The organism is Streptomyces sp. NPDC033174 (assembly GCF_055577795.1).
Genome location: NZ_JBVIPQ010000006.1, coordinates 239,347 through 262,820, shown reverse-complemented (window position 1 = coordinate 262,820; position 23,474 = coordinate 239,347). Strand labels below are relative to the sequence as shown.

Annotated in this window: 18 protein-coding genes and 1 tRNA gene; 12 read left to right on the top strand and 7 right to left on the bottom strand. The window is 67.7% G+C overall.

What is annotated here, in order from left to right:
* Nucleotides 1-189 precede the first annotated feature (189 nt).
* Nucleotides 190-2,268, bottom strand: a complete 2,079-nt coding sequence (locus ACZ5VC_RS20935; RefSeq protein ID WP_469121520.1) for a restriction endonuclease — start codon at nucleotides 2,266-2,268, stop codon at nucleotides 190-192.
* Between the two features lie 239 nt (nucleotides 2,269-2,507).
* Between ACZ5VC_RS20935 and ACZ5VC_RS20930 the strand changes: the two genes are divergently transcribed.
* From ACZ5VC_RS20930 to ACZ5VC_RS20920, 3 genes are all read left to right on the top strand, one after another.
* A complete protein-coding gene (locus ACZ5VC_RS20930; RefSeq protein WP_469121519.1) occupies nucleotides 2,508-3,407 on the top strand; it encodes a hypothetical protein in 900 nt (299 codons plus the stop codon).
* Nucleotides 3,404-5,236, top strand: a complete 1,833-nt coding sequence (locus ACZ5VC_RS20925; protein WP_469121518.1) for a sacsin N-terminal ATP-binding-like domain-containing protein — start codon at nucleotides 3,404-3,406, stop codon at nucleotides 5,234-5,236. Before ACZ5VC_RS20930 ends, ACZ5VC_RS20925 begins: the two co-directional genes overlap by 4 nt.
* A gap of 192 nt (nucleotides 5,237-5,428) precedes the next feature.
* Nucleotides 5,429-7,045: an MFS transporter gene (locus ACZ5VC_RS20920; protein WP_469121517.1), complete on the top strand. Its 1,617-nt coding sequence runs from the start codon at nucleotides 5,429-5,431 to the stop codon at nucleotides 7,043-7,045.
* An 85-nt stretch (nucleotides 7,046-7,130) separates the two neighbouring features.
* On the opposite strand, the gene ACZ5VC_RS20915 is transcribed toward ACZ5VC_RS20920, so the two are convergent.
* Complete coding sequence (locus ACZ5VC_RS20915; protein WP_469121516.1) at nucleotides 7,131-7,565, bottom strand: DUF7144 family membrane protein; 435 nt, start codon at nucleotides 7,563-7,565, stop codon at nucleotides 7,131-7,133.
* Nucleotides 7,566-8,277: 712 nt separating this feature from the next.
* Here ACZ5VC_RS20915 and ACZ5VC_RS20910 point away from each other — a divergent pair.
* Both ACZ5VC_RS20910 and ACZ5VC_RS20905 read left to right on the top strand, forming a co-directional pair.
* A complete protein-coding gene (locus ACZ5VC_RS20910; RefSeq protein ID WP_469121515.1) occupies nucleotides 8,278-9,678 on the top strand; it encodes a DUF2252 domain-containing protein in 1,401 nt (466 codons plus the stop codon).
* Nucleotides 9,679-9,740: 62 nt separating this feature from the next.
* Nucleotides 9,741-10,160, top strand: a complete 420-nt coding sequence (locus ACZ5VC_RS20905; protein ID WP_469121514.1) for an SHOCT domain-containing protein — start codon at nucleotides 9,741-9,743, stop codon at nucleotides 10,158-10,160.
* Between the two features lie 85 nt (nucleotides 10,161-10,245).
* On the opposite strand, the gene ACZ5VC_RS20900 is transcribed toward ACZ5VC_RS20905, so the two are convergent.
* Nucleotides 10,246-11,559, bottom strand: a complete 1,314-nt coding sequence (locus ACZ5VC_RS20900) for a cation:proton antiporter domain-containing protein (RefSeq protein ID WP_469121513.1) — start codon at nucleotides 11,557-11,559, stop codon at nucleotides 10,246-10,248.
* Nucleotides 11,560-12,131: 572 nt separating this feature from the next.
* Between ACZ5VC_RS20900 and ACZ5VC_RS20895 the strand changes: the two genes are divergently transcribed.
* The gene (locus tag ACZ5VC_RS20895) at nucleotides 12,132-12,767 is read left to right on the top strand and encodes a hypothetical protein (RefSeq protein ID WP_469121512.1); all 636 of its coding nucleotides are present in this window, start codon (nucleotides 12,132-12,134) and stop codon (nucleotides 12,765-12,767) included.
* Nucleotides 12,768-13,049: 282 nt separating this feature from the next.
* Here the strand turns inward: ACZ5VC_RS20895 and ACZ5VC_RS20890 are convergent.
* Nucleotides 13,050-13,122 (bottom strand) — tRNA-Arg (locus ACZ5VC_RS20890).
* A gap of 625 nt (nucleotides 13,123-13,747) precedes the next feature.
* Between ACZ5VC_RS20890 and ACZ5VC_RS20885 the strand changes: the two genes are divergently transcribed.
* The 6 genes from ACZ5VC_RS20885 (at nucleotide 13,748) to ACZ5VC_RS20860 (ending at nucleotide 19,622) form a co-directional block, all read left to right on the top strand.
* Entirely contained in the window at nucleotides 13,748-14,827 is a 1,080-nt protein-coding gene (locus ACZ5VC_RS20885; protein ID WP_469121511.1) for a hypothetical protein, read from the top strand.
* Nucleotides 14,828-14,973: 146 nt separating this feature from the next.
* Complete coding sequence (locus ACZ5VC_RS20880; RefSeq protein ID WP_469121510.1) at nucleotides 14,974-16,092, top strand: glycosyltransferase; 1,119 nt, start codon at nucleotides 14,974-14,976, stop codon at nucleotides 16,090-16,092.
* The gene (locus tag ACZ5VC_RS20875) at nucleotides 16,089-16,964 is read left to right on the top strand and encodes a cupin-like domain-containing protein (RefSeq protein WP_469121509.1); all 876 of its coding nucleotides are present in this window, start codon (nucleotides 16,089-16,091) and stop codon (nucleotides 16,962-16,964) included. The genes ACZ5VC_RS20880 and ACZ5VC_RS20875 overlap by 4 nt, the downstream gene beginning before the upstream one ends.
* On the top strand, nucleotides 16,961-18,214 hold the full coding sequence (locus ACZ5VC_RS20870) for an 8-amino-7-oxononanoate synthase family protein (RefSeq protein ID WP_469121508.1): 1,254 nt from the start codon (nucleotides 16,961-16,963) through the stop codon (nucleotides 18,212-18,214). Before ACZ5VC_RS20875 ends, ACZ5VC_RS20870 begins: the two co-directional genes overlap by 4 nt.
* Nucleotides 18,211-19,116: an HpcH/HpaI aldolase/citrate lyase family protein gene (locus ACZ5VC_RS20865; RefSeq protein WP_469121507.1), complete on the top strand. Its 906-nt coding sequence runs from the start codon at nucleotides 18,211-18,213 to the stop codon at nucleotides 19,114-19,116. Before ACZ5VC_RS20870 ends, ACZ5VC_RS20865 begins: the two co-directional genes overlap by 4 nt.
* Nucleotides 19,113-19,622: a MaoC family dehydratase gene (locus ACZ5VC_RS20860; protein WP_469121506.1), complete on the top strand. Its 510-nt coding sequence runs from the start codon at nucleotides 19,113-19,115 to the stop codon at nucleotides 19,620-19,622. The genes ACZ5VC_RS20865 and ACZ5VC_RS20860 overlap by 4 nt, the downstream gene beginning before the upstream one ends.
* Before the next feature lie 34 nt (nucleotides 19,623-19,656).
* Here ACZ5VC_RS20860 and ACZ5VC_RS20855 read toward each other — a convergent pair whose 3' ends face one another.
* Genes ACZ5VC_RS20855 through argS form a run of 3 tightly spaced genes read right to left on the bottom strand, consistent with a single transcriptional unit; the run spans nucleotide 19,657 to nucleotide 23,463 of the window.
* The gene (locus ACZ5VC_RS20855; RefSeq protein WP_469121505.1) at nucleotides 19,657-20,637 is read right to left on the bottom strand and encodes an ornithine cyclodeaminase family protein; all 981 of its coding nucleotides are present in this window, start codon (nucleotides 20,635-20,637) and stop codon (nucleotides 19,657-19,659) included.
* Entirely contained in the window at nucleotides 20,634-21,395 is a 762-nt protein-coding gene (locus ACZ5VC_RS20850; protein WP_469121504.1) for an SDR family NAD(P)-dependent oxidoreductase, read from the bottom strand. The genes ACZ5VC_RS20855 and ACZ5VC_RS20850 overlap by 4 nt, the downstream gene beginning before the upstream one ends.
* A 22-nt stretch (nucleotides 21,396-21,417) precedes the next feature.
* Entirely contained in the window at nucleotides 21,418-23,463 is a 2,046-nt protein-coding gene (gene argS / locus ACZ5VC_RS20845; protein ID WP_469121503.1) for an arginine--tRNA ligase domain-containing protein, read from the bottom strand.
* Nucleotides 23,464-23,474: the final 11 nt, after the last annotated feature.

The following is a 23,474-nucleotide window of genomic DNA, read 5'->3' as shown; positions in this document are numbered from 1 at the left end:
CACCGCCGTCACTCGAGCAGCCGGCGAACCCGACCACACCCCCCACGCTCCCGCCCGGCTCTGGAACCCACCTGGACTCCCACTCGAACCCCGGCACCCGGGCCCGGCCCCGGGCGCACCCATGCGCAGGACCCCCAGCCTTGATCGACCGAGGGTCTTCCCGCCCCGCACCCGGACAGGAGGGGCGCGCTAGTCCACGTCGATGCCGTACTCCCGGACCAGTTCCTCCAGGCCGCCTTCGTACCCCTTGCCTCCGATGACGAACGTCCAGTCGCCGTTGGCACGGCGGCGGAAGGACCCGAGTACCAGGGCGGTTTCACGGGCGCGGCCGTCGGAGACCTCCAGCCGGTCGAGCGGGGATCCGGAGGAGTCCAGCAGCCGGATGCCGGCCCTGGTGAACCCGGACAGATCCGCCCCCGGATTCGCCACGGGATCGACCGCGGCAATGATGACGAGGCGGTCGGCCCGGTCGGGCAGTGCGTCGAAGGAGACTCGGATGGCGGCCTTGTCCGGAGCGGCGGGGGTGAGCGCGCGGACCGTGCCATCGGGTGTGCGGGGGTTGTTGAAGAAGACGAAGTGGTCGTCGTCCAGCACCCGGTTGCCCTGGCAGACGAGCGCGCACACGTCCAGGGCGACGTTGCCCGACCAGTACATGCCCAACACGTTGTGGTCGTCCGTCCTGTCCCCGGCGTCCGGTGCGGTCCGCTGGGCGGGCACCGTGCGTTCGCCGGTGCCCAGGCGTCCACGCAGCCCGTGGCGGTGCAGCAGGTCGACCAATTCGGAGCCCGCCACCAGTTCCAAGGGCTTGCCGTTGGCGAAGGTGTGCGATCCGGGGCCGAAGCCGGACGTCGTGACCAGCACGCCCTTGTTGGCGCCGGCGTCCTGGACGGTGCCGTACAAGTCGCGGACGGCTGTCGGGGGCACGGTGTGGCGGTAGCGCTTGACCTGTACGACGATCTTGCCGCCGCGAATCGGGGCCGGGTCCAGCGCGTCGACGTCCACACCGCCGTCGTTGGAGCGCTGAGTCGTCACGGCCTGCATGCCCATGGCCCTGAACAGCTCCGCGACCAGCGACTCGAAGGCGAGGGGATCCATCTCGTACAGATCCGGTTCCTCGTCTCCTCCGTGAGTGACGACGTCATTGCCCATGTCTTCGGGCACCCGCCCGGGCCGCACCGTCGCGCCCTGATCGGGGCGCGACGACAATTGGCCCCGGAGGCCGTCCACCAGGCAGTCGACCGCGTTCACCTGCTCCAGATGCAGCTCGGCGAAGGTCGAACGCGAGGCCATCACGGTGGCCAGGAACATGTGCCCCCGTCTGCCGGTCACCGGGTCGTGGTCGTCCACGAATCCGTTCAGCGCGACGGAGTCCAGCGCGCCGAACTCATCCGCCGCGAACAGATCGTGCAGAACCAGCAGGAGACACTGCGCGAGTACGTCCCGGTACAGCGCACGGCGCTGGGTCACCGGCCGGGCCGTCTCCTTGTCCTGGTCGGTGGAAGGCATGTAGCGCACCGACTTCGTCTCCGGGATCACGTCGTACTTCGGCAGTTCCCAGTTCAGCACCAGCTGCCGCGCACCGGAGTCGTACGCGGCGGACACCTGACGCGGCAGATCCTCCGGCCACGCGGTCGAGGCGAAGAGTGCGGCGGAGAAGTACTCCACCGCGGCCTCGGAACGACCGCCGCGAAGCCCCGTTGTCATCTCGGTGATGCCGGCGTTGTGCCGGCGGATCTCAGCCAGCTGAGCATGGGCCCACTGGTCGTACTGACGCTGGTAGGCGGCCAGCTGCCGCTGACGCTGGGCTTCCGCGGCCTGCGCGGCCTGCCAGTCGTGCTCGAAGCGGCTCCGAGCCTCCACCTGCGCCTGAGCCCGTCGGCCGGCCGTCCAACCGCCCTGCGGCTGATACTGGTTCGGGTCCGGCATCCGGATGGGGCAGGCGAGGGGGCCGGGGGAGAAGGGCTCGACCTGCTCGGGCCGGGCGAACGTGCCGATCCTGAACGCCGGAGCCCGGCAGCCCGCGGCCAACAGGCCCTGCAACGACTCGACCCGGGCCTCGATTTCTTCCGTACGCCGTCGGGCATCCGCCTCGCGCTGCTGCCGGTACGCGGCCCTCTGCTCACGATGACTGCGAGCCAACTCCCGCTCACGTGACCGCTGTTGTCGTTCCTGATCCCGCTGGAACCTGGCCTCGGCCTCCCGCTGGCGCTGCTGCTGGCGTTGTGCCTCGGCCCAGACACCGACCAACCCATTGGAACGACGACTCATGCTCTACAGGCCCTCCCCCGCCAAGGACTCGGCATACGCAAGCCCGTCCTGGCCCCATGACCGACAGTAGTGAGGCGACTCTAGTGGGCAATCAGGAACCTGCCCATCCACTTCGCACAGATGGCTTTCCCTGCGCTGCGGCGCACGGCAGGCGTTGCGCGAGGGAGGGATATCGTCTGCACGTCACCCGCACAGCTGGGATGACCTGTGAAAATGTTCGTGGGAGGGGCGGGTCGTCGATGGGCAAGAAGATCGAGGAACTCGAAGTGGCGGTGGACGAGCTGGCTCTGTCACTCGTCGGCTGGCAAGTCGAGAACGTGCGGGCGAGGCTTGTCACGGACAGCTTCGACGACACGCACTTCCAGGAGATCGTCGTATCGGGCACGGCGCGGTTCCTGCCTGAGGACTGGTCCGACCGTTTCACGCGGGGCGAGGACGACGACTACCCGCCCACCCTTCTCCTGGGGCTGAGTCCGGTGGACCGGCCCGAGTTGGTCAGCTACACGCATGCCCTGCTGGAGACGATCAGGAAAGCCGGCAAGCGGCCGGTGCGGTTCTCCAAGTCCAGCGGCACCTGGGAGTGCTCCAAGCCCGTCAAGCCCGAGCAGATCAGCCTCCAGATGACCTCCTTCGACCTGGAGGAAACAAACCTCGACCTGGTCTGGCCCTCGTCGAAGACGAAGGCGCTGCCCGTCGAGCTGATCGACGAGACGGTTCATGAGGCCGTGCGGCTGAAGCCCACCGCGTGTGACGCCACGATCGTCGGCAAGAGGCACGACGCCTGCTTGCAGGTACGCCTCGGTGGGTTCGCGGAGTTCGGATCGGCCAGGGAACTGCTGGCCGACTTCGTCGCCATGGAGTCGTGGCGGGGCGACGACCTCGACGACGAGGACGACGTCGAGGCCGAGTGTCCCTTCGAGGTTCCCATGCCCGGAATCGCCGTCGAGGTGCTGGACGGCACTGACTTCCTGCTCGACAAGCGGGAGGTGTCGCTGTACGGGAGGGTCCCCGTGGGGAAGGGCGCCGCGTTGCCGTCGCGTCTGCCGCGCTGGGTCGCCCAGTGTTCGTTCGACCTGGACGACCTGTCCGGCGAGCCGACCCGCGTCGTGGTGCGCGTGCTGGACGCCGAGGACCTGTGACCGGCCTCATGGCGGCCGTCGCCGCCCTCCAGGACACCCTCGTACGCGAGCACGCGCAGGCACCGGGACTCTTCCGCGAGATCGCGCGGATGGAGGAACTGCTCGCCGAAACCTACCGCGACCGGGTGCCGTACGAACTGCTCCAGAACTCCGACGACGCCGGCTCCACGTCGGTGGTCGTGGAGGATCTCGGGGAGGGCCGGTTCCGCTGGAGCAACGACGGCCGGTTCCTGGACGCGGCGGACGTGGAGGCGCTGTGCCGCAGCGCGAACTCCACCAAGTCGCGCGGCGGTGACTCGATCGGGTACCGGGGCATCGGTTTCAAGTCGCTCGCGGCGATCGCCTCCCGGATCGACGTCCGCTCGGCGGGCGTGCGTTTCGTGTTCGACAGGGCGGCTGCCGCGGCGCTGCTGGGTGAACCCGGCGAGAACGCGGTGCCGCTGATCCGGATACCCGCCGAGGTCCATGCCGACGCGCCGGCCGACGGCGTGGCCTTCACCGTCACGTGCCGGCCGGGCACCACGGGAGCACCCGGTGTGATCGACCCGCTCAGCTCGCTGTTCCTGCGGAACGTGAAGCGGATCCGGACGTCGAGCGCGACCGCACGTCAGGACATCCTCATCGAACGGGACAGCTCGCGGGTCGTGCTGCGCATCGGCGGGGACGAAGCGGCGTTCGGTCTGCTGCGGCACGGTGTGGCGACGGTGGCGGTGCCGCTCGACGCGCGCGCTCTCGCCATGACCGGCGTACGCGGCCGTCTGGCATGTTTCCTGCCACTCCAGGACGAAGTGGGACTGCCCGTGATCGTCTCGGGTGACGTCCTCACCGATCCGTCTCGCACCCACGCGGTGACGGCGGACGCGTCGACCCGCCGGGTCCTCACCGACGCGGCCCGGGCGATCGCGGAGCGGCTGCGCACGCCCGGCGACCCGGCGTTCGAGCGGCTGTGGGAGCTGGTCCTGGACGGCGAGGACCTGCGCAGCATGATGGTCTCGGCCACCGCGTCCGCCGGCAAGCTGCTCGTGACGTCGCTGAGGGAGGAGATGACCGCACGGCGGCCGTCGTTCGCCCACTCGCCACTTCCGCTGGAGCCGCGGGACGTGACCGTCATCTTTCCCGGCGGCGCTCCTTCGGCGCTGTACGAGCCGCGCAACCAGGCCGCCGCTCGGGTACTGAAGGCGGTACTGGGCCTGCGAAGCATCGACCTCGCCGCCGCCCTGACCGAGGTGAACCCGGCCGACCTGTCCGACGGGCTGCGCTCACGGCTCGGTGAGCATCTCAAGGAGCTCGCCCGCGCACACGGCCGGAAGCTCACCGAGGTGGAGAGCAGGCTCGTGCTCGAGGCCTCCCCGCCGGACCCGCAGGAGGAGACCCCCGTCGTCCCGGCCTCGGCCGAAGGAATCCGGGTGACGAAGGCGGCCCCTCGCTCCGACGGCTCCCTGGCGTCCGTACTGAAGCGATGGAGGGTGGCGGAGCTCGCGGCGAAGGAGTACCTCAACCAGCTCGGCTGGACGCTGCGCGATGTCAGCGGACAGAACGTCGGCTACGACCTCGAGGGCACGGATCCGCAGGGCAAGCCCGTACGGATCGAGGTCAAGAAGGTCGACCGGCCCGACGCGCGGTTCGCCATGACCAACAACGAGATGTCTCTCATGCTGACGGAACCGGGCGGCTATCTCCTCGCCATCGTGGTCGGCGACGGCCGCCAGGCCCGGCTGATGCTTCTCGATCCCTCGCGGGACGACCTTCCCAAGGAGCGTGTCTGCCGCCGCTGGGACTGGGAGTTCACCGACTGGTCACGGTTCGCGGAGACAGTCGCCGGCGTGTGACGTATCCGAGCCGGAAGCCGGAGGCCTGAGGCCGGAGGCCGGAGGGGGGCCATCGGCCACCGGCTCGCGCCCGGCCGCGCGGCACAACCGCACGGCCGGACGCCGAACTCCCGGGAGCCTCGGTCCGCCAACCGGTTGAACTCCATGGCGGGTCGCGGATCCGCCCTCCGCGGAGGCTGGGACCATTCGCGCATGGCATCCGAGGCAGGCGCTGTTGAGAGTCCGGCTACGGCGCGCCTCGTCCTGCTGACACTCGCGGCCGGTCAGTTCCTGATGGCACTCGACAGCTCGGTCATGAACGTCTCTATCGCGACGGTCGCCGAGGACGTGGGCACGACGGTGACGGGGATCCAGGGCGCCATCACGGCCTACACCCTCGTGATGGCCATGTTCATGATCCCCGGTGGCAAGGTGGGGGCGCTGATCGGACGTAAACGCGCGTTCGTGATCGGCTGTTCCATCTACGGCTGCGGCTCCCTGATCACGGCGCTCGCACCGAACCTGCCCGTACTGCTGCTCGGCTGGTCGTTCCTCGAGGGAGTCGGAGCGGCGCTCATCCTCCCCGCGATCGTGGCGCTTGTGGCCGGCAACTTCGCTGCTGAACGCCGTCCCGCGGCGTACGGACTCGTCGCGGCCGCGGGGGCCGTGGCGATCGCGCTCGGGCCGCTCATCGGGGGTGTCGCGACGACGTACTTCTCCTGGCGGTGGGTCTTCGCCGGTGAGGTCGTGATGGTGGTCGGCATCGTGGTGCTCGCCCGCCGCATCGCCGATGCCGCGAGCGACGAACGCCCGCGCATCGATCTCGTCGGCGCCGTGCTGTCCGCCCTCGGGCTGGGGATCTTCGTCTATGGCGTCCTGCGCACCAGCGAATGGGGCTGGTTCCGGCCGAAGCCCGACGCGCCTTCGTTCCTGGGGATTTCGCTGGTCGTGTGGCTGATGCTGGCAGGTCTGCTTCTGATCTGGCTCTTCCTCCGCTGGGAAGCACGCCTCGTGGAGCGGGGCAGGGAGCCACTCGTCGACCCGGCCATGTTGCGCAACAAGCAGCTCACCGGCGGGCTGACGATGTTCTTCTTCCAATACCTCGTTCAGATGGGCGTGTTCTTCGTCGTCCCGCTCTATCTGTCGGTCGCCCTGGGCCTGTCCGCGCTCGTGACCGGTGCTCGCATCCTGCCGCTCTCGGTGACGCTGCTGGCGGCCGCGGTCCTGATCCCCCGCTTCCTGCCCGACGTCTCGCCGCGGCGGGTCGTGCGGATCGGGATCCTCGCGCTGCTCGCGGGCGCGGTGGTCCTGATGGCCGCGCTCGACGCGGACGCCGGCGCGGAAATCGTCACCATTCCCCTCCTGTTGATCGGCCTCGGCATGGGCGCGCTGGCGTCCCAGCTCGGGTCGGTCACCGTGTCCGCGGTGCCGGAGGAAAAGAGCGCGGAAGTCGGTGGGATCCAGAACGCCGTCACCAACCTCGGCGCCTCGATCGGTACGGCACTCGCCGGGTCGATCATGATCGCGGCGCTCACGTCTTCGTTCCTGACCAGCATCGAGCAGAATCCGGCGGTCCCGGCCGACGTGAAGAACCAGGCGGCCGTCGAACTCCAGAGCGGCGTACCGTTCTCGTCCGACGCCCAGCTCAAGTCCGCTGTCGACAAAGCCGGCGCGAGCAGTGAGGTGACACAGGCGGCCCTCGACGCCAACGCCGACGCCCGGATCGACGGTCTGCGCGCCGCACTCGCCATCCTCGCCCTCACCGCGCTCCTCGCGATGTTCTTCACGCACCGCATCCCGACGGCTCAGCCCCGCTCGTCAAAACCCTAGCCGTGGATGGCCTGGGGGCCGGGCCGCCCCTCAGGCCATCCCCTGCTTCATCGCTCCGACGAACCTTCATCGCCTCGAGGGACCTTCATCGCTCCGACGGACTGGGAGCGGTGCACAGCGCCCAGATCACGAAGGTGTTGATCGCGATCAGGACGATGGCCCAGAACGGCGCGTACGGGATCCAGAGGAAGTTCGCGAGCATGGCCAGGCCGGCCAGCCCCACGCCGACGACCCGCGCCCAAGTGGCGCCCTGGAACAGGGCGGCACCGGCGAGAGTGATGACCACGCCCATGATCAGATGGATCCAGCCCCATCCGGTGAGATCGAATTCGAACACGTAGTTGCGGGTGGCGACGAACACATCGTCATTGGCGATGGCGGCGATGCCCGCGAAGAGCGTCATCAGACCACCGAAGATCATCAGGACGGCGGCGAAGACCAGCCAGCCGCTCCCGATGCCGGTCCTCTCCGAACTCCGCACCCCCGCACCCGAGCGGGTCCCACTCACATGACTGGCCATCACCGGCTCCTTTAGGTCGTACGGCCCCGCACAACCTCGCTTCGTGCCAGGCCGCTTGGGCTACTTCCAATCTCTTCCTGTCCGGCGCGCCGCGCACCTCGGGGTGCCTGAGCGGTAGCTCAACCCCGGGCGGTTCGCAGGCCATCTGTGCAGGCCAAGGCGGTGTCGACGCGTTACTCAACCGGTTGTTTTGTATGCCGGTCCCGGCGTCTACGCACCGTAAAGGCACAGGCGAGCATGCCGAGGCCCCAGGCGATCAGAAGGGCACCCCATAGGGGCATGGTCACCAAGGGGATGAGGAGGCGGATCTCGGTACTCGCGCGGTTCTCGAAGATGAAGACCAGAGCGATCGCAGTGATCAGAACGAACGGTATGAGGCGGCGTACGCCGGGGCGGGAAAGGAATGGCTTGTGCGGCTTTTGGCCTGTGCTGGTTCGAGCCATGGGATGTCTCTCCATCACGTTGCCCCCTCTTCTAGCGTCCTCTTGCGGCACGTGGCTCGCTACCGAAGGACCCCGCCCAGCCCGCGAGTGCGTCCGAAGTCGGCGAGCCGCGCTGATGGCGCTCGGCCCCACCTGACGGATCCGGCCTGCCCCCGCCCTCGGACGGTCCGAGGGCCGAGATGCCGGCCGGTGTGGGGTGTGGAACGGTGGGAGAGGGCCCGGAACGGGGCAGGCGCCCCACAGGGCCGCTCCGCCCAGGAGGTGGCGTCATGGCCGACCAGGTCAGCGGGGGGCTTCCGGAGGAACGGGAGGCGCGGGGCCGGGCAGCGCGTGCGTCCGCGCCGCGCTCCGCCCACGCGGAGTACCGGCCCTCGGCGAAGCGACCGGACCCGGTGGACACCATCGAGGCGCAGTCGGCCGACCGGCTGCCGGAACTCGTGCCCATCCGGTACGGCCGGATGCTGGAGTCCCCCTTCCGCTTCTACCGGGGCGCCGCCGCCATCATGGCCGGTGATCTGGCCGACACGCCCCGTTCGGGAATCACCGCGCAGTTGTGCGGGGATGCGCATCTGCTGAACTTCCGGCTGCTCGCCTCGCCCGAGCGGCATCTGGTGTTCGACATCAACGACTTCGACGAGACCCTGCCCGGCCCCTGGGAGTGGGACGTCAAGAGGCTGGCCGCCAGCCTGGCCATCGCCGGACGCGAGAACGGCTACACGGACGGCGAACGGGCCTCCGTCGTGCGGGCCACCGTACGGTCCTACCGCGAGCGGATGCGCCACTTCGCCGGCCTGGGCAACCTCGCCGTCTGGTACACCCAGGCCGACATGGACGTGCTGCAGGCGCTGGCGGACCGGAAGCTGGGAGCGCGGGGCCGCGAGCGCACCCGGCGGGCCATGGCCAAGGCCCGCAGCCGCGACGGCCTCCAGGCGTTCGAAAAGCTGACGCGGGTGACCGACGGCCGGCGCAGGATCATCCCCGACCCGCCCCTGATCGTGCCGCTGGGGGACCTGCTGCCGGGCGTCGAGCGGGACGCGCTGGAGGAACAGCTGCGCGAACTGATCGAGCGGTACAGCCACAGCCTGCAGTCCGACCGCCGCCATCTGCTGCGCCAGTACCGGGTCGTCGACATGGCCCGCAAGGTCGTCGGGGTCGGCAGCGTCGGCACCCGCTGCTGGGTCGTCCTGCTGCTCGGCAGGGATGACGAGGACCCGCTGCTGCTCCAGGCCAAGGAAGCCGACCGGTCGGTGCTGGCCCCGTACGCCGGGACGAGCGTCTACGACAACCAGGGCCACCGGGTCGTCGCCGGGCAGCGCCTCATGCAGGCCGCCAGCGACATCTTCCTCGGCTGGGAACGCGTCACCGGAATCGACGGACGCCAACGCGACTTCTACATCCGTCAGTTGCGGGACTGGAAGGGCATCGCCGAACCCCAGCTCATGGTCCCCAAGGACATGCGCGCCTTCGGCGAACTCTGCGGCTCCACCCTCGCCCGCGCCCACGCCCGCTCCGGAGACCGCATCGCCATCGCCGCCTACCTCGGCGCCGGCGATGCCTTCGACCGCGCACTCACGGTCTTCGCCGAACGCTACGCCGACCAGAACGAACGCGACCATCAGGCACTCGCCGACGCCGTACGCACCGGGCGGGTCCACGCCGAAAACGCGTAGCGCCCGCAGGGGCCGGAAACGACCGCCGCGCCGCGAGGCACGGCAGAGGCAGGAGGACGACTATGAACAACAACGTGTATCTGGCATACGACTATCCGCTCCTGGGCGCGTTCTGGACGATGATGTGGATCTTCCTGTGGATCCTGTGGATCAGCCTGCTGTTCCGCGTCATCGGCGACATCTTCCGCGACGACTCGCTGAGTGGCTGGGGCAAGACGGGATGGACCTTCTTCGTGATCATCCTGCCGTTCCTCGGAATCTTCGTGTATCTGATCGCCCGCGGGCGTGACATGGGCAAGCGTGAGGGGCAGGCCGCCAGGGCGCGGCAGGAGTCGCTCGACGCGTACTTCAAGGGAGGCGCCGGAAGCGCGGGCGCGGGCGGCCACGCGGACGAACTGACCAAGCTCTCCGAGCTCAAGAGCAGGGGCGAGCTCACCGACGCGGAGTTCCAGCACGCCAAGCAGAAGGTCCTGACGTCCTGATCCCGTCAGGGCGTCCCACTGAGCACCCACGCCTGAAGGCGCCTCGGTGTGCCCGGCACGATCCACACACATATTCGGCGCTGCCTCACATCTCGGGCTCGTCCAGGGGGCCGGGCCGTCGGCGCACGGAGCTCTCGGGTACGGGTGTGCCCTCGCGCAGGTCGGGCGTGATCGCCGCGGTCTTCGCGTGCCAGCGGCCGTACCGTTCGGCGAGGGCCACGGCTGAGACGCCGTGGAGGAGGACGCTGAGGCCGACGGTGATCGCGACCACCCTGCCCAGCAGTTCCACCCCGGGGACGTGTTCCTCCACCACGAGCAGCGCCAGCACGACGGACGCGAGGCCGCGCGGCCCGAACCACCCGATGTACGCCACCGTGGGGGGCCGCAGCCTGCTCCCGGCGAGCGAGAGGGCCACCGGCAGCATCCTGACGACGGTGAGACTGAGTACCGCGTACAGGATGATCCGCCGGCTCAGGTGCTCCAGTGCGGGGCCGAGCAGCACCGCCCCGAAGACCAGAAGGCTGATCGACGCGAGGAGTCCCCCGAGATTCTCGGCGAACGCGGCTGTGCGGTCCGGGTCTTCCTGCTCGTGGCCGGTCCGGTAGCGCCGGAGGGCGAAGCCGAAGGCGAATCCGGCGACCCAGGCGGCGATGAAGCCGCTGCCGTCCGTCACGACGGCCAGTTCGTACGCCGCCGCCGCGACGGCCAGAGGGTAGACCTGCCCCCACTTCCACGTACTCCAGCCCCTGGCCCGGGACCACTGCAGCAGCCGACCGCCGAGCCCGCCGATCAGCAGACCCAGCGCGGTGCTCAGCACGAGTGCGCGCCAGAGGACACCCGCCACGCCCTCTTGCGAGTACCGCGTGCCCGGGATGGCCGCCAGGAACAGGACGAAGAAGGGCAGCACCATGCCGTCGTTCAGGCCGCTTTCGGCATTGAGGCCATGACGTACGAGCGCCGGGACGCGAGGACTGGAGATGGCGGTCTTTTCGAGGGCGGCGTCGGTGGGAACGAGGATGGCGCCGACGAGCGCGAGCTCCCACACGGTCAGCCCCGGCAGCAAGAGCCAGGCAAGCAGCCAGCCGGCCCCGAGACTCAGCGGCAGTCCGACGCCCAGCAGGCGGCCTGGCAGAAAGCCGCTGCTCACCAGGTCCTGTCTGCGAACCGTCATGGCATCGGTGAACAGCACGAGCGTCAGGGTGGCTTCGAGAAGCGTGATGATCGGTGCGGCGTCGCGCTTCAGGTCGACGATGTCCAGCACAGCCGGCCCGAGAAGAATCCCGAAGCCGACGAACACGACCGCCGGCGACAGCGGCGTCGAGGACAGCCGACGCGAGCCCAGCGCGTACGCGGCAGTGATGCCCGCCACCGCCACACCGGTCCAGGCGCCACTGCTCATGTCCGGCCCTCCGGATCCACCCGCCGTCGCTCCCGGCAGATTGTCGACTCCTGCGCCGCTGTGGCAGCCCCGCCTCCCGCGTGAGCGCGCCGTGGCCTCCTTCTACAGGTCGGCGAAGCGCTGCCCCCTGACGCCGACGAGGACACGCCGGGCGGCGCCGCCCGGGCAGTGGAACGACGGGGCGCAGTCGCTCCGGGATGGCCGGCCGACGGCGCCCCTCAACCTGGTACTGCTTCGAGACCTTTTCCAACAGGGACGGCTGGCCGCACTTGTAGGGCTGAGGCGAGCTATCGCCTGACGGGAATCTCGTAGGTCCGCCGGATGTGCGTGACGAGAGCGGACTTCTGGATCCATCCGCACCTCTTGGCCCTGCTCCGCAGAGACCTCAGGAATGCGTCGGGCGGCGCGTCGAAGTCGACGGCTGCTGGAGACCGCTGATGCCGCCGCTGAAGCCTCCTTCCCAGTGGATCTCTGCGCTTCGTCGCTTCAGCAACGACCTCGTGAGTGCTTCAGAACTCACCTGGGTACTGCTACTCATGCGTCGCACAATGCTGACGTCTACCGTCACATGTATGTCCAAGACCCCTCTACGTAGAGGCCGAGCCTCCGGCAGATCCGTCCTGTACGCCGTCACAGGGCTTGTGCTGGTCGCACTGTCAGTCGCTGCCGCGGAGGCGGGGAGCTCCGTATGGAACGGCGCGCCATATCCCTCGGCCGACCCCGACGCGGTCGCGCGACGGCTCAAGGACCAGTCCGACGGGGTGTACGACGGCTTCGCGCTACCCGAAAAGTACGCGGCGGACTCGGGCAGGGTCGATACCGGCGCCTGTTACTACCGAGGGCTAAGGGGCATCGCCCACATTGACGAGGCACGCAGCGACGTCCGGAGCTTCGGACTCGATTGGAGCGTGCCCGGCATCCCCGAAGCCACCGCACGAGACGCGCAGCGGCGCGTGCGCCAGCGGCTGGTGAAGCAGGGTTGGAAACTCACCCACGAAGGCGACCGTGTAGGGGCAACCTTCCGCGAGCTGGGCTTCCGATTCGAAAACCCGGAAGGCGGCGACCAGGTCGACGTTCAGTGGAACGACTCGACCACGACGCTGTTCGTCAGCGTCTACGCACCCTGCGTGCAGGTTCCCGACGGCTTCGAGGAGTACGACTGGTCCGAGGCGGACTGGCACCCGAAAGAGCAAGCCGCAGGGCTTTGAAGGGCCCCTCCACCTTGGGGATTGGAAGCGAGGCGCAGCTCGGCTGGATTCGTTGGCAGAGCGACTGACTTCCTTGTCAAGGGCAGTTCGCCGGGGCAGACGGGAAAGATCCCGAAAGGGCTGGTGCTCGGCTACGAGCCCGAGGAGCCCGACGCTCCCGCTGAGGATGCCGCCTGACGGCGTGTTCCCAGAGCGTTCCCAGCACACATGAGGAAGGTCCTCCGCGATCTTCACGGAGAGCCTTCCCTGTGCCCACACAGGCTCTGACCTGGTGTTCCTCTGTGCCCCCGGCAGGATTCGAACCTGCGACACCCGCTTTAGGAGAGCGGTGCTCTATCCCCTGAGCTACGGAGGCGGGGGATCTGTGATCCGGGGACAAGCGTAGCGGATGCGGCCTCCCGACCCCGCAAGAATCTTGTTCGCCCAGCTCAGAGGCGAACCGAGTGTGGCCGTCGCCTCACGTCTACCGGACTGAATGAGGCGTGGTGTCCGGGTATGGGTTGCTTTGCACAGGCGCCGCGTCGGTGGCCGGGGTCCGGGCCGCACAGATTTTCTCAATCGGCGTCCATCGAACAGTGGATCAGACATACGGTCTACCGGCATGATCCAGATCAGTGGCATCTCATGGGAGCCCAAGGCGTAGGGGAGTTGAGGTGAGGGGGCAGCGGTGGCAGGAGCGGAGATGGTCGCGGCAAGGGGGCTCGGGGCGAGCCGGTCCACGCCGAGCCGCGCAAAGCCCCCGTCGCGCGAACCGCTCGGGCGGGCTGTGCCGCCGTCGCGCCGAACGGCACCCGGACGCAGGTGGCGGTGAGGGATGAACAGGCGATCAGGCGACCCCTCGATCGGCCTGCTCCCGCCCTTTCGGGTGCGCGCCACCTCCTTCACGCGTGCGTCGACGGGTTAAATGCCCGGCGCTGAATCCGCAGCGGTGATATTCATCCCCTCGGCAACAGGTTGAATTGTTTCATGTAAGGGAAAGTATGCATACTGAGTCGAACGAACGATTCGCTGAGGCGGAACTCGCGCGGGCCCGAATGGAGGACGAGCGGGAGCGTGCAATCCACGCGCTGACCCAGTTGCTTTCCTCGAGTGCACTGGACGAGGTGCTGCGGTCCCTGGGTGGCCGCGAGGCAGGTCTGGCTGATTTGCCTCCCCTCAGCGCGGCACTGGTGTTCCGGGACGCGGCGCTGGAGCTGGCGAGGTCTCAGGGGCTGACGGGTGAGCGCGTACGGGAGCTGGGGGCCGCCGTGGCGCGCAGCCAGACGCAGGAGACTGTCCCAGAACCTCAGCCGCTGTTCGACCGGGCGATCTTCATTTTCGGTTTGCGCCGTGGCGCAAACCATGCGATTTCGGAATGGATCCGCGGACACTTCGACGAGTCGGAGGTGCGGTATCTCAATAGTGCCGAGCTCTCCCTCTTCGAGACGGAGGGCGAATTCCTCACGGTGGACCGCGACAAATACAGTCGAATGTCCATATCCCCGAAGGAGCGCACCCTGATAGTGGGATACGAGAATGTCGATCCCGCTGCGTTCCCCCTCCACCACAATATGCGCGTGGCACGCCGCTCCGACGTGGTGGTGGTCCTTCGCGACTATCCCAATACGGCTGCCAGCATTGTCCGTCAGGCGCATGACGACCCGTCCTTCGCCTATCGCTACCGCATCCGCGATCTCCTGGACCTCTGGAAGCGGTACGCCCACTACCTCGAGAACCGGTCCTTCGGCTACACCTACCTCACCTTCAACGCCTGGTTCAGTGACGCCGATGAGCGGCGCAGGGTCTCCAACGCACTGGGGCTGGAACACTCCGACCGCGGTCTGAACAGCGTGAGTGCCTACGGCGATGGAAGCTCGTTCGACGGGCTGCAGCACGCCGGCCGGGCGCAGGACATGGCTGTCCTGAACCGATGGGAGACGATGCTCGAGGACCGTCTGTTCCAGTTCGTGCTGCTCGCCGACGAGGAAGCCCTGGAAGCCAACGACAGGATTTTCGGGGGCTTTCCCCACACCCGAGCCGATCTGCTGGCCCGCTGGCGTCTCGGAGGCCCTGGCCGGTGAAGGTGCTCCATGTCATCAAAGAAGTGACCGACGGCGGCGCAAGCATGGGTCTGCTGCGGATGTGTGCGGGTACGCCCGCCGAGGTGACTCCCACGGTCGCCTCACTGGTGCCTCCCCGCACGGAACACAGGGCGGCATTCGAAAGCGTGGGTGTCGAGGTCGTCGGAGGTGTGGAAGAGGCGCGCGCTGCCGCGGCGGATGCGGACCTCGTGCAGGTCGAGTGGTGGAACAACCCGTACGTGAATGACTTCCTGGTGAACACGGACCTGCCGGCCGGCAGGGTCCTGTTGCACTCCCGAGGGCATTTCGACGCACCTCTGATGTGCCCAAGTGAGGGGTTGCTCTCCCGGGTCGACGGCTGCACCGTCACGGTTCCGAGTGCCGCGGCGAACCCGCGCTTCGAGAAGAACCGGCTGCTTGCCGGCCTTCCGCCGGCCCGTTGTGTGTTCTCCGCCGCCGGCCTTGGCGTGGGCCCGGGTGGCGTCGCCGGAACGGGAAAGAGCCCTGACGGTCGGATCACCATTGGCTACCTCGGCACGGTCGAGCCCATCAAGATGCACTCGGCCATGCTGGAGATCGCCGCGCGCGTCATTCATGCCGCGCCGGAGGTCGACTTCGAGTTCGCCGGAGACGGCCCGCTGGACGTCTACCGTGCGGAGGCCCGTCGGCTGGGCCTGGAGGGCCGGGTGCGCTTCCTGGGTTTCCAGGCGGACCCGGCCGCGTTCCTGAACCGCCTGGACATCTTCTGCTATCCGCTCAATCCGTACACCTACGCGACCAGCGAAAAGGCCCTTCAGGAAGCGATGCTGGCCGGGTTGCCCTGTGTCGCCCTTCCCGTGGGCGGTGTACGCGACCTGCTCACGCCCGACAGCGCCCTGCTCGTCCGGACGCCGGAGGAATGTGCCGACGCCTGTCTGGATCTGGTGCGCTCGGAGGAACTGCGCCGAACGTACGGTCTGCGGGCAAGAAACCGGATCGACAGTCTCACCGTGCGCCAGGCATGGCGCACCGAACTCGCCCGGGCCCGGGCCGAAGTGATGTCCCGTCCGGCCCGGTCTCGCTCCGGACTCAAGGTCCGGCCGGAAGACCTCTTCGACTTCTGTACCGACCAGCGCGCCTGCCCCAGGGAAGACCTGGACAGTGATCAGCAGGCGGACTTCGACAGTGTGGCCGCCTTCGTCCACGACGACTACGCGGCATGGCTGGGCTCGACGACAACGGCCACGCACGCACCTTCCAACAAAGCAGAGAGGATACCCACATGAGCGACACACTTTCCTCGTTCTACGGCATCGAGAGTGTTCCCTACCCCCGGCTCAGCCTTGATGAATTCCTGTCCTGGGGCCCCGACGCCATTATCAGGGCCGATGTCCCCGCGGTGATCGATGTCCTTCCGCCGGCCGAGCCGGGCTTCTACCGGACAGCCGTGCTCGAGAAACTCGGCGACATCACGGTCGCTCTGGTCAAGAAGGATCGCGCCAGGGAGAACGAAACGCGCGCCGAGATCACGAAGGTCCCGCTTCGGGATTTCTTCGAGCTCGAACCCTACAAGTCGAATACGGACGGCACGTATCGCATCGTTTCAAACATCAAGAATCACCCCAAAGTCATCAGTGATCTGCTCGGTTTCGACATCGAGAAGATGTTCGACTATCGGGCTCCGTTGAGCTCGGCCAATCTCTGGGCGAATTACGGTGGGATGCGCTCGCGCAACCACTTCGACGACCTCGAGAACTTCAACGTTCAGCTCGAAGGGCGTAAGCGTTTCGTTGTGATGCCGCCGGGATTCAAGAACTACTACATCCGGTCGGCTCTGCAAGGCTTTGCGAACACTTCGCACACCGTCAGGGTCGACAACGTCGATCTCGCGCGTTATCCGCGCATCGCGGCCGCGGTTGCGCAGCGCCGGGACATCGTTCTGGAGCCGGGCCAGATGCTGTACCTCCCCATTGGTTGGTGGCACCAGGTCGACGCCGTTGACGAGGTGAACATCAACCTCAACTTCTGGCTGTACAACAAGAAGATATTCCGTCGGCCTCTCGTGCTGGCCGACTCGCTCTACAAGAACGTTCACCGAAAGGTGAAGGGTCTGTACAACTATCAGCCGGAGGATTCGCCGATGGGTGGAAAGAAGTGACCGGCTCAAAAACCATTCAGCCGACCAACCGATTCCGCAACAATGATAAGTCGGTTGGTATCGGAAACTCCTTCTGGGACATGTCGGAACGCAATGGCGTGGCGGGCATCGTCGCTGACCTCGAAGATGGCGTCCTGCGTACCGAAGCGGGCCACGAGTTCATCAACTTCAGTTGCTGCTCCTACCTTGATCTGGACTCCCATCCCCAGGTGATCGAGGGGGCAGTCGCCGCACTGCGCAAGTACGGTGTGCTCGACCACTGCATTCCGCGCAGCCGGGTGCAGATCCCCGCCCTGCTGGAACTGGAAAATTCGCTCGGGGAGTTGTTCTCGGCCGACGTGGTGTCTGCCATCTCGGCCAGCGCCGCGAGTGCCGGGCTGCTGCCGCTGATCGCCTCCGGGCATGTCGGCGACGGCACACGCCCTTTGATGATCTTCGACAAGAACTGCCATGTCTCGATGGCGCAGGCCAAGCCCATGTGCGCGGATGAGACGGAGGTCGTCACCTGCCGACATCACGACCTGGACTTCATCGAGGACCGGTGTAAGGAGTATTCCCAGGTCTGGTACATCTGCGACGGCAGTGACAGCCTGGGCGGCTACGCCCCGGTCAAGGAACTCGCCGCCCTGCAGGACAGATACGGTCTGCGGGTGTTCTACGACGACTCCCACTCCCTCTCGGCGTACGGCACGCGCGGCATCGGTTACGTCCGCTCCAACAGCCCTGTCCTGGACGACAGAACCATCGTGGTGGCCACGCTGAACAAGGCCTTCGGGACCAGTGGCGCGGCTGTACTGCTCGATGGGCACCCCAAGGAGACGCTGCGTGTCATCGAGCGCTTCGCCGGCGCGCTCAGCTACTCGCAGCCGCTGAACACCGCTGCGGTGGGCGCCGGACTCGCGTCGGCCGAGATTCATCGGACCGCTGAACTCACCCGGCTTCAGGACCGGTTGCGGGAGAACATCGCACTCTTCGACTCCCAGGTCGAGACCGAGCAGTCGGGCTCGGCCTTTCCCATCAGGCTGGTCCCGATGGCGGATGACGTGGTGATCGAGGCAGGCCGCCGGGTCTTCGAGGCGGGCTTCTACGTGTCACCGGTCTTCTTCCCCATCGTCGCGCGCGGCACAGCCGGACTGCGGGTCATGATGCGAGCTGGTCAGAGCGAGGCGCAGATCCGTGATCTGGCTGCGGTGCTCGTGGAGTTGGGTGCCCGACAGGCCCCCTTGGCGCAGGCGAGGGCAGAGGGATGACCACCACGGCACGCGCCCTGGCGCGCAGCATCCTCTACACCCCCGCGCTGTCCTTGGACCGGGTGCTGGCGGCGCGATCGTACGACGCCGACGTTCATCTGATGGACCTGGAAGACTCGGTGCCCGCCCCGGCCAAGCGGCAGGCACGGGAGATCTGCCGAGTGGCGCTGGACCAGGCGTCCGACACCACGAACGTCGCCGTCCGTATCAACCCCCTGGGTTCGATGGAGGCGGTCCACGACATCGCATGGCTCACCGAGGGAGCGGCGAAGCCCGGGTTCGTGTTCATGACCATGGTCAGGACCCCGGCTGAACCGACGTTGCTGCGGGAGACGTTCGCCTCGGCCGGATGGCATCCCGAGATCTTCGTGACAGTCGAGACCGTCCAAGCGGTCGACGAGCTCGACGGGATCGCGGCTGCCAGTGACGGACTGATCCTGGGCTCGGCGGATCTGGCTGCCACTTTGGGCATCGAGATCAACTGGGCCGGACTGCTGGCCGCCCGGCAGGCCATGGCACTCGCCTCTGCCCGCCATGGAATCGCCTGCATCGACACCGGCAATTTCCAGCTCGCCGACGCGTCGGTCCTGCGCGAGGAGATAGAGCAGGTACGCGCCCTTGGCTTCCACGGCAAGGGCACGGTCCACCCGAAGGAGCTCGAGGCCATCAACCGGGGCTTCCGCCCGGACGAGGCCGAGATGAAGGAAGCCCGGCGGGTGATGGACGCGGTGCGTACGGCAGGTGACGGCGTCACCTTGGTGGACGGACGCATGGTGGGTCCTCCGTTCGTGCGCAGGGCCCGTCAGACCCTCGCCCGGGGCGAGGCATGGGCGGCACGCTTCGGGCCTGACCGCCCGTCCGGCCCCGGCTCGTCCGTCTCGCACACGGAGGAATCCGCATGACGCTGCGGCACGTCGGTGAGAACGAGTACGTCGAAGAACACGGCGGCGACTACGAGGACTTCGAGCCCGGCATGGTCATCAAGCACTGGCCGGGCCGGACGCTCTCGGAGGCCGACAACACGTGGCTCACGCTGCTGCTCATGAACCAGCATCCGCTGCACTTCGACGAGCACTACGCGGCGGGCGCCGGGTACGGACGGGTTCTGGTGAACAGCTCGATCACTCTGGCCCTGGTGGGCGGGATGACCGTACAGGCGCTGTCGGCTCGCGCGGTGGCCAACCTGGGTTGGGATCGCGTGCGGTTGCACGAGCCGGTGTTCGTCGGTGACACGCTCTACGCGACCAGTCGGATCCTGAGCAAGCGGTGGTCACAGTCGCGCCCGGGCCAGGGCATCGTGGCTGTGGAGACCACGGGGACCAAGTCCACGGGCGAGACCGTCATCGTGTTCGAGAGGTCGTTCCTGGCCTGGTCGCGGGAGGCTCGACCGGACCGGACCAACCGCTGAGGACACGGGGCCCTGTGAGCGGCCGCATCGCCGGTTACGGGGCCCCGTGCACAGCGTCGTAGACGGCTGCCGCGGCGGCCGTGTCCTCGATCGACAGGCCCACACTTCGATACACGGTGGTCTGGCCCGGCTCGGGCGAGGCCTCTCCGTCGAGCAGTGCGCCCAGGTCGTTGAGGTGGGCAGAGCCGATCAGACCGTCGGCGACCGCCGCCCGGATCTCGCCGGCGTCCTCCAGCGCGTCGGCCTGCTGCTCGACCGCCACGAAGGCCGTCGCCAGCAGCTGCGGGGCAATCTCGAGGGCATCCTCGTGCGTACCGCCGATGACGTTGAGATGGGCCCCGGTCGCCACCCAGTCGGCCTCGATCAACGGTGTCTTGCTGTCGGTGGACGTCGCCGTGCAGATGATCTCCGCGTCCCGAACGGCTGACCGGGGGTCGTCGCACACCGTCACGGTCGCCAGGGGGCCCAGGAGCTCCCGGGCCCAGTCTCCGAGCGTCTCCGCCCTCGCCCTCGTCCGGGAGTACAGGCGAACGGAGCGGATGGGACGTACCGCGGTCATGGTGCGGAGCAGCGCGCGGGCCTGGACCCCCGCGCCGATCACAGCCAGATCACCGGCATCCTGCGGGGCGCAGATCCGCGTCGCCAGACCGGCGACGGCCCCCGTGCGAAGGGCGGTCAGGGCGGCACCGTCCAGGAGTGCCGTCACCTTGCCCGTCCTCAGATCGACCAGGGCGACGATGCCGTGGATCAGGGGCAGATCACGGCTCGGGTTGTCCGGAGTGAGCGTGGTGATCTTCAGTCCGGCGACTCCGCGCTGCTCCCACGCCGCCGGGCTGATCAGGAGCTGATTGCGTGGCTCGGAGCCTGTCTGGAGCAGAGTGCGGGGTGCGCTCTGTGCCTGGCCGGCGCGTAGCGAGCGGAAGGCATCTCCCAAGGCCTCGATGACGGGTAGGAGCAGGTCGTCCCGCTCGAGCACCTGCCCGTCGATCATCCGCGGCGCCCAGTCGGCACTCACAGCGTGACCTCTCCTCCGTCCACGGCGATGTCGCCGCCGGTCATCCATCCCGACTCGGCGGACGCGAGGAACACCGCGGCGCCCGCGATGTCTTCCGGCCGGCCAGGCCGCCCCAGGGGAATGTCCTTGCCCCGCTCGCGCCAGAGCTCAGGGTCGTCACGCCACTGCGAGGCGTTGGACTTGGTGGCGGTCAGCCCCGGCGAGATCGTGTTGACGCGGATACCGAAGGGAGCCAGCTCGTAGGCCGCTCCCCGGGTGAGCATGGAGAGGCCGGCCTTGCTGCTCTGGTAGTGGGCCATGGCGCTGATGGCGCTGGTCGCACTGAGTGAGCTGATGTTGATGATGCTTCCCGAGTTGCCGGCGGAACGGAGCCGTGCGGCGAACGCCTGCGTGGCGAAGAACGGGAAGCGCAGGTTGACCGCCATGACCTGCTCGTACTCATCCTGGGTCAGGTCGAGGAAAGCCGTCCTGGTGGCCGTGGCGGCGTTGTTCACCAGGACGTCGGCCATCCCCAGCGTCTCCGACGCCCTGTCCATCAGGCGCGCGACGGAATCCGGGTCGGCGGCGTCCAACAGCATGTACTCCGCCCGCACGCCGTGCCCGCGAAGCTCCTCGCGGGTCGACTGGGCCGCGGCCTCATCGGCCAACGCCGTGAAGAACACGTCACAGCCCTCGCGGGCGAAGGCGGTGGCGATGCCCCGCCCGATGCCGTTGGCACCGCCGGTGACTATCGCGCACTGCCCGGTCAGTCGTCCCATGGGATGGATTCCGTCTCTCGATTCAGATCTTGGGCGGGCACTCGACGTGACAGAGTTGCAGACCGTTGACCAGGACCGACTGCACGGACTTCGTGATCAGCAGTCGGAACTCGTTCGCCTGGTCGCCCTGCAGAACGGGCGCGCTCGCGTAGTACGAGTTGTAGATGCCGGCGATGTCGAGCAGGTGCCGGACCAGGACGGCCGGGTTGTCCTCTTCAGCCGCCTTGGCCACCTTCTCGGGGAACTCCAGAAGGCGCAGGATCAGGAGTGCTTCCTGGCCGTTGACGTCGAAGGAGGCGATGTCGGAGGCCTGCGGCAGCGGCCTGTTGTACTTGCGCAGGATCGCCCGTGCCCGGCAGGCGGAGTAGACGAGGTAGGCGCCGCCCGACTTCTCGAACTCGGAAATCGTGGAGTTCAGATCGTCCTTGGCGATGCTGACCGAGGTCTTCATGTCCTTCTTGAGGTCATTGAAGACCACCGAGCCGACGGCGAGCTGGTGAGCGGCCTCGTCGATCTCCTCTTCGGTCATTCCGCCGCTTCCCTCGGTCCTGGCACGGAAGTGCTTGACGGACTCGGCGAGCAGCTCGGTGACGCTGGCGACGCTGTCGCGGCTGGACAGCTTCTTGCCGGACTGTGCGTCGACGTAGAAACCGAAGTAGGTGTGCTTGAGGTTCAGCTCATCGGGATCGGACAGACCGAGCACCTCGGAGGCCTGGAACAGCCGGGAGAAGTGAACGCGCTGCTCCTGGCCCACCACGTAGTTGATGTCGGTGGGGTCGAAGATGTCGCGCCGCAGCTTGATGGCGCCCACGTCGCGGGTGGCGTAGATGCTCCGGCCGTCGGAGCGACGGACCACCATCCGTTCGCCTCCGGGCAGCGGCACCACGATCGCGCCGAGGTCCTTCTCCAGAAGGGCGGTGGCCTTGGCTCCCACCTCGGGCGTCATCTCACCGTCGGCGACGGCGCGGTTGATCTGCTCGACCTCGGCGAGCACCATCTCCCCGGTGAGCTGGTAGGCCCGACCGGTGCGAATCGCCTCGTCGACGACCTCGTTTCCGGCATCGAGGTAGAAGCTCTCCCCGATGAGAACGTCGATGTTGATGTCGAGTGCGTCGTAGAAGGACCGGAAGTCGGCCAGGCTCCACTCGACCATGCGAAGCCAGAGGTCCACCTCCTCCGGGTCGCCCTCCTCCAGGCGCTGGAACCGTGCGTCCGAGGCGTGGACGAAGTCCTCGTAGGCCTTCCGCAGCGCGGCCGCGTCGGTCGCCCCCGGGAAGTAGGTGGCGATGACCTCGCGGTCGGACGGGGCGGCGGCGTCCAGGTCCGTTCCGGCGGCAACCGTGCGCTCGAGGCTTCGGCGGATGGCGTAGATGGAGAGCAGCCGGTCGTTGTTGCCCATCTCCTGCGGGAAGAGGGCCTCGAATCGGCGGTAACCCTCCAGCATGAAGCCGAAGCCGCCGAAGTCGTTGATGTGGTTGACCCGGTAGACGAGCGCGCCACTGGCTTCGTAGAGATTGCTCAGTACGTGCCCGATCATGGTCGACCGGAGGTGACCGGCGTGCAGCACCTTGGCCACATTGGGCGAGGAGTAGTCGACGATCTGCGTACGGCCGGAGCGGGTGTCGTTGTGACCGAACCGGTTGCCCAGGTCGATGATCGACTGGACGCTGGACAGGTAGTAGTCGTCGGTCAGCCGGAGGTTGACGTAGATCCCCTTGTGGCTGACCTCGCTCACGACATCCTGCATCGAGGGGGAGCTCAGGGCCTCGATGATCCACGGCACATGGGAGCTGATGTACTCCTTCGCGCCGCCCTTCTGGAGAAGGCCGGTCACCCGCACCGCCAGGTCGGCACCGAACCGGGAGCGGTCGAGGACGTCGACCTCCCAGGGCGTTACGTCCTCCCCGGACCGCTCGCGGAGGGCCTGCTCGATCCGCGCTTTGATCTTGGCCAGCGGATAGTCCCCAGCAGCCGGAGGCGTCGACGCGCGTCGCCGCTCCTTGACGGCATCACGCAGTGCGACGACTTCCTGGCGACGGGTTTCGTTCTGCTTGGCCAACATGTTCATGGGATCGATTC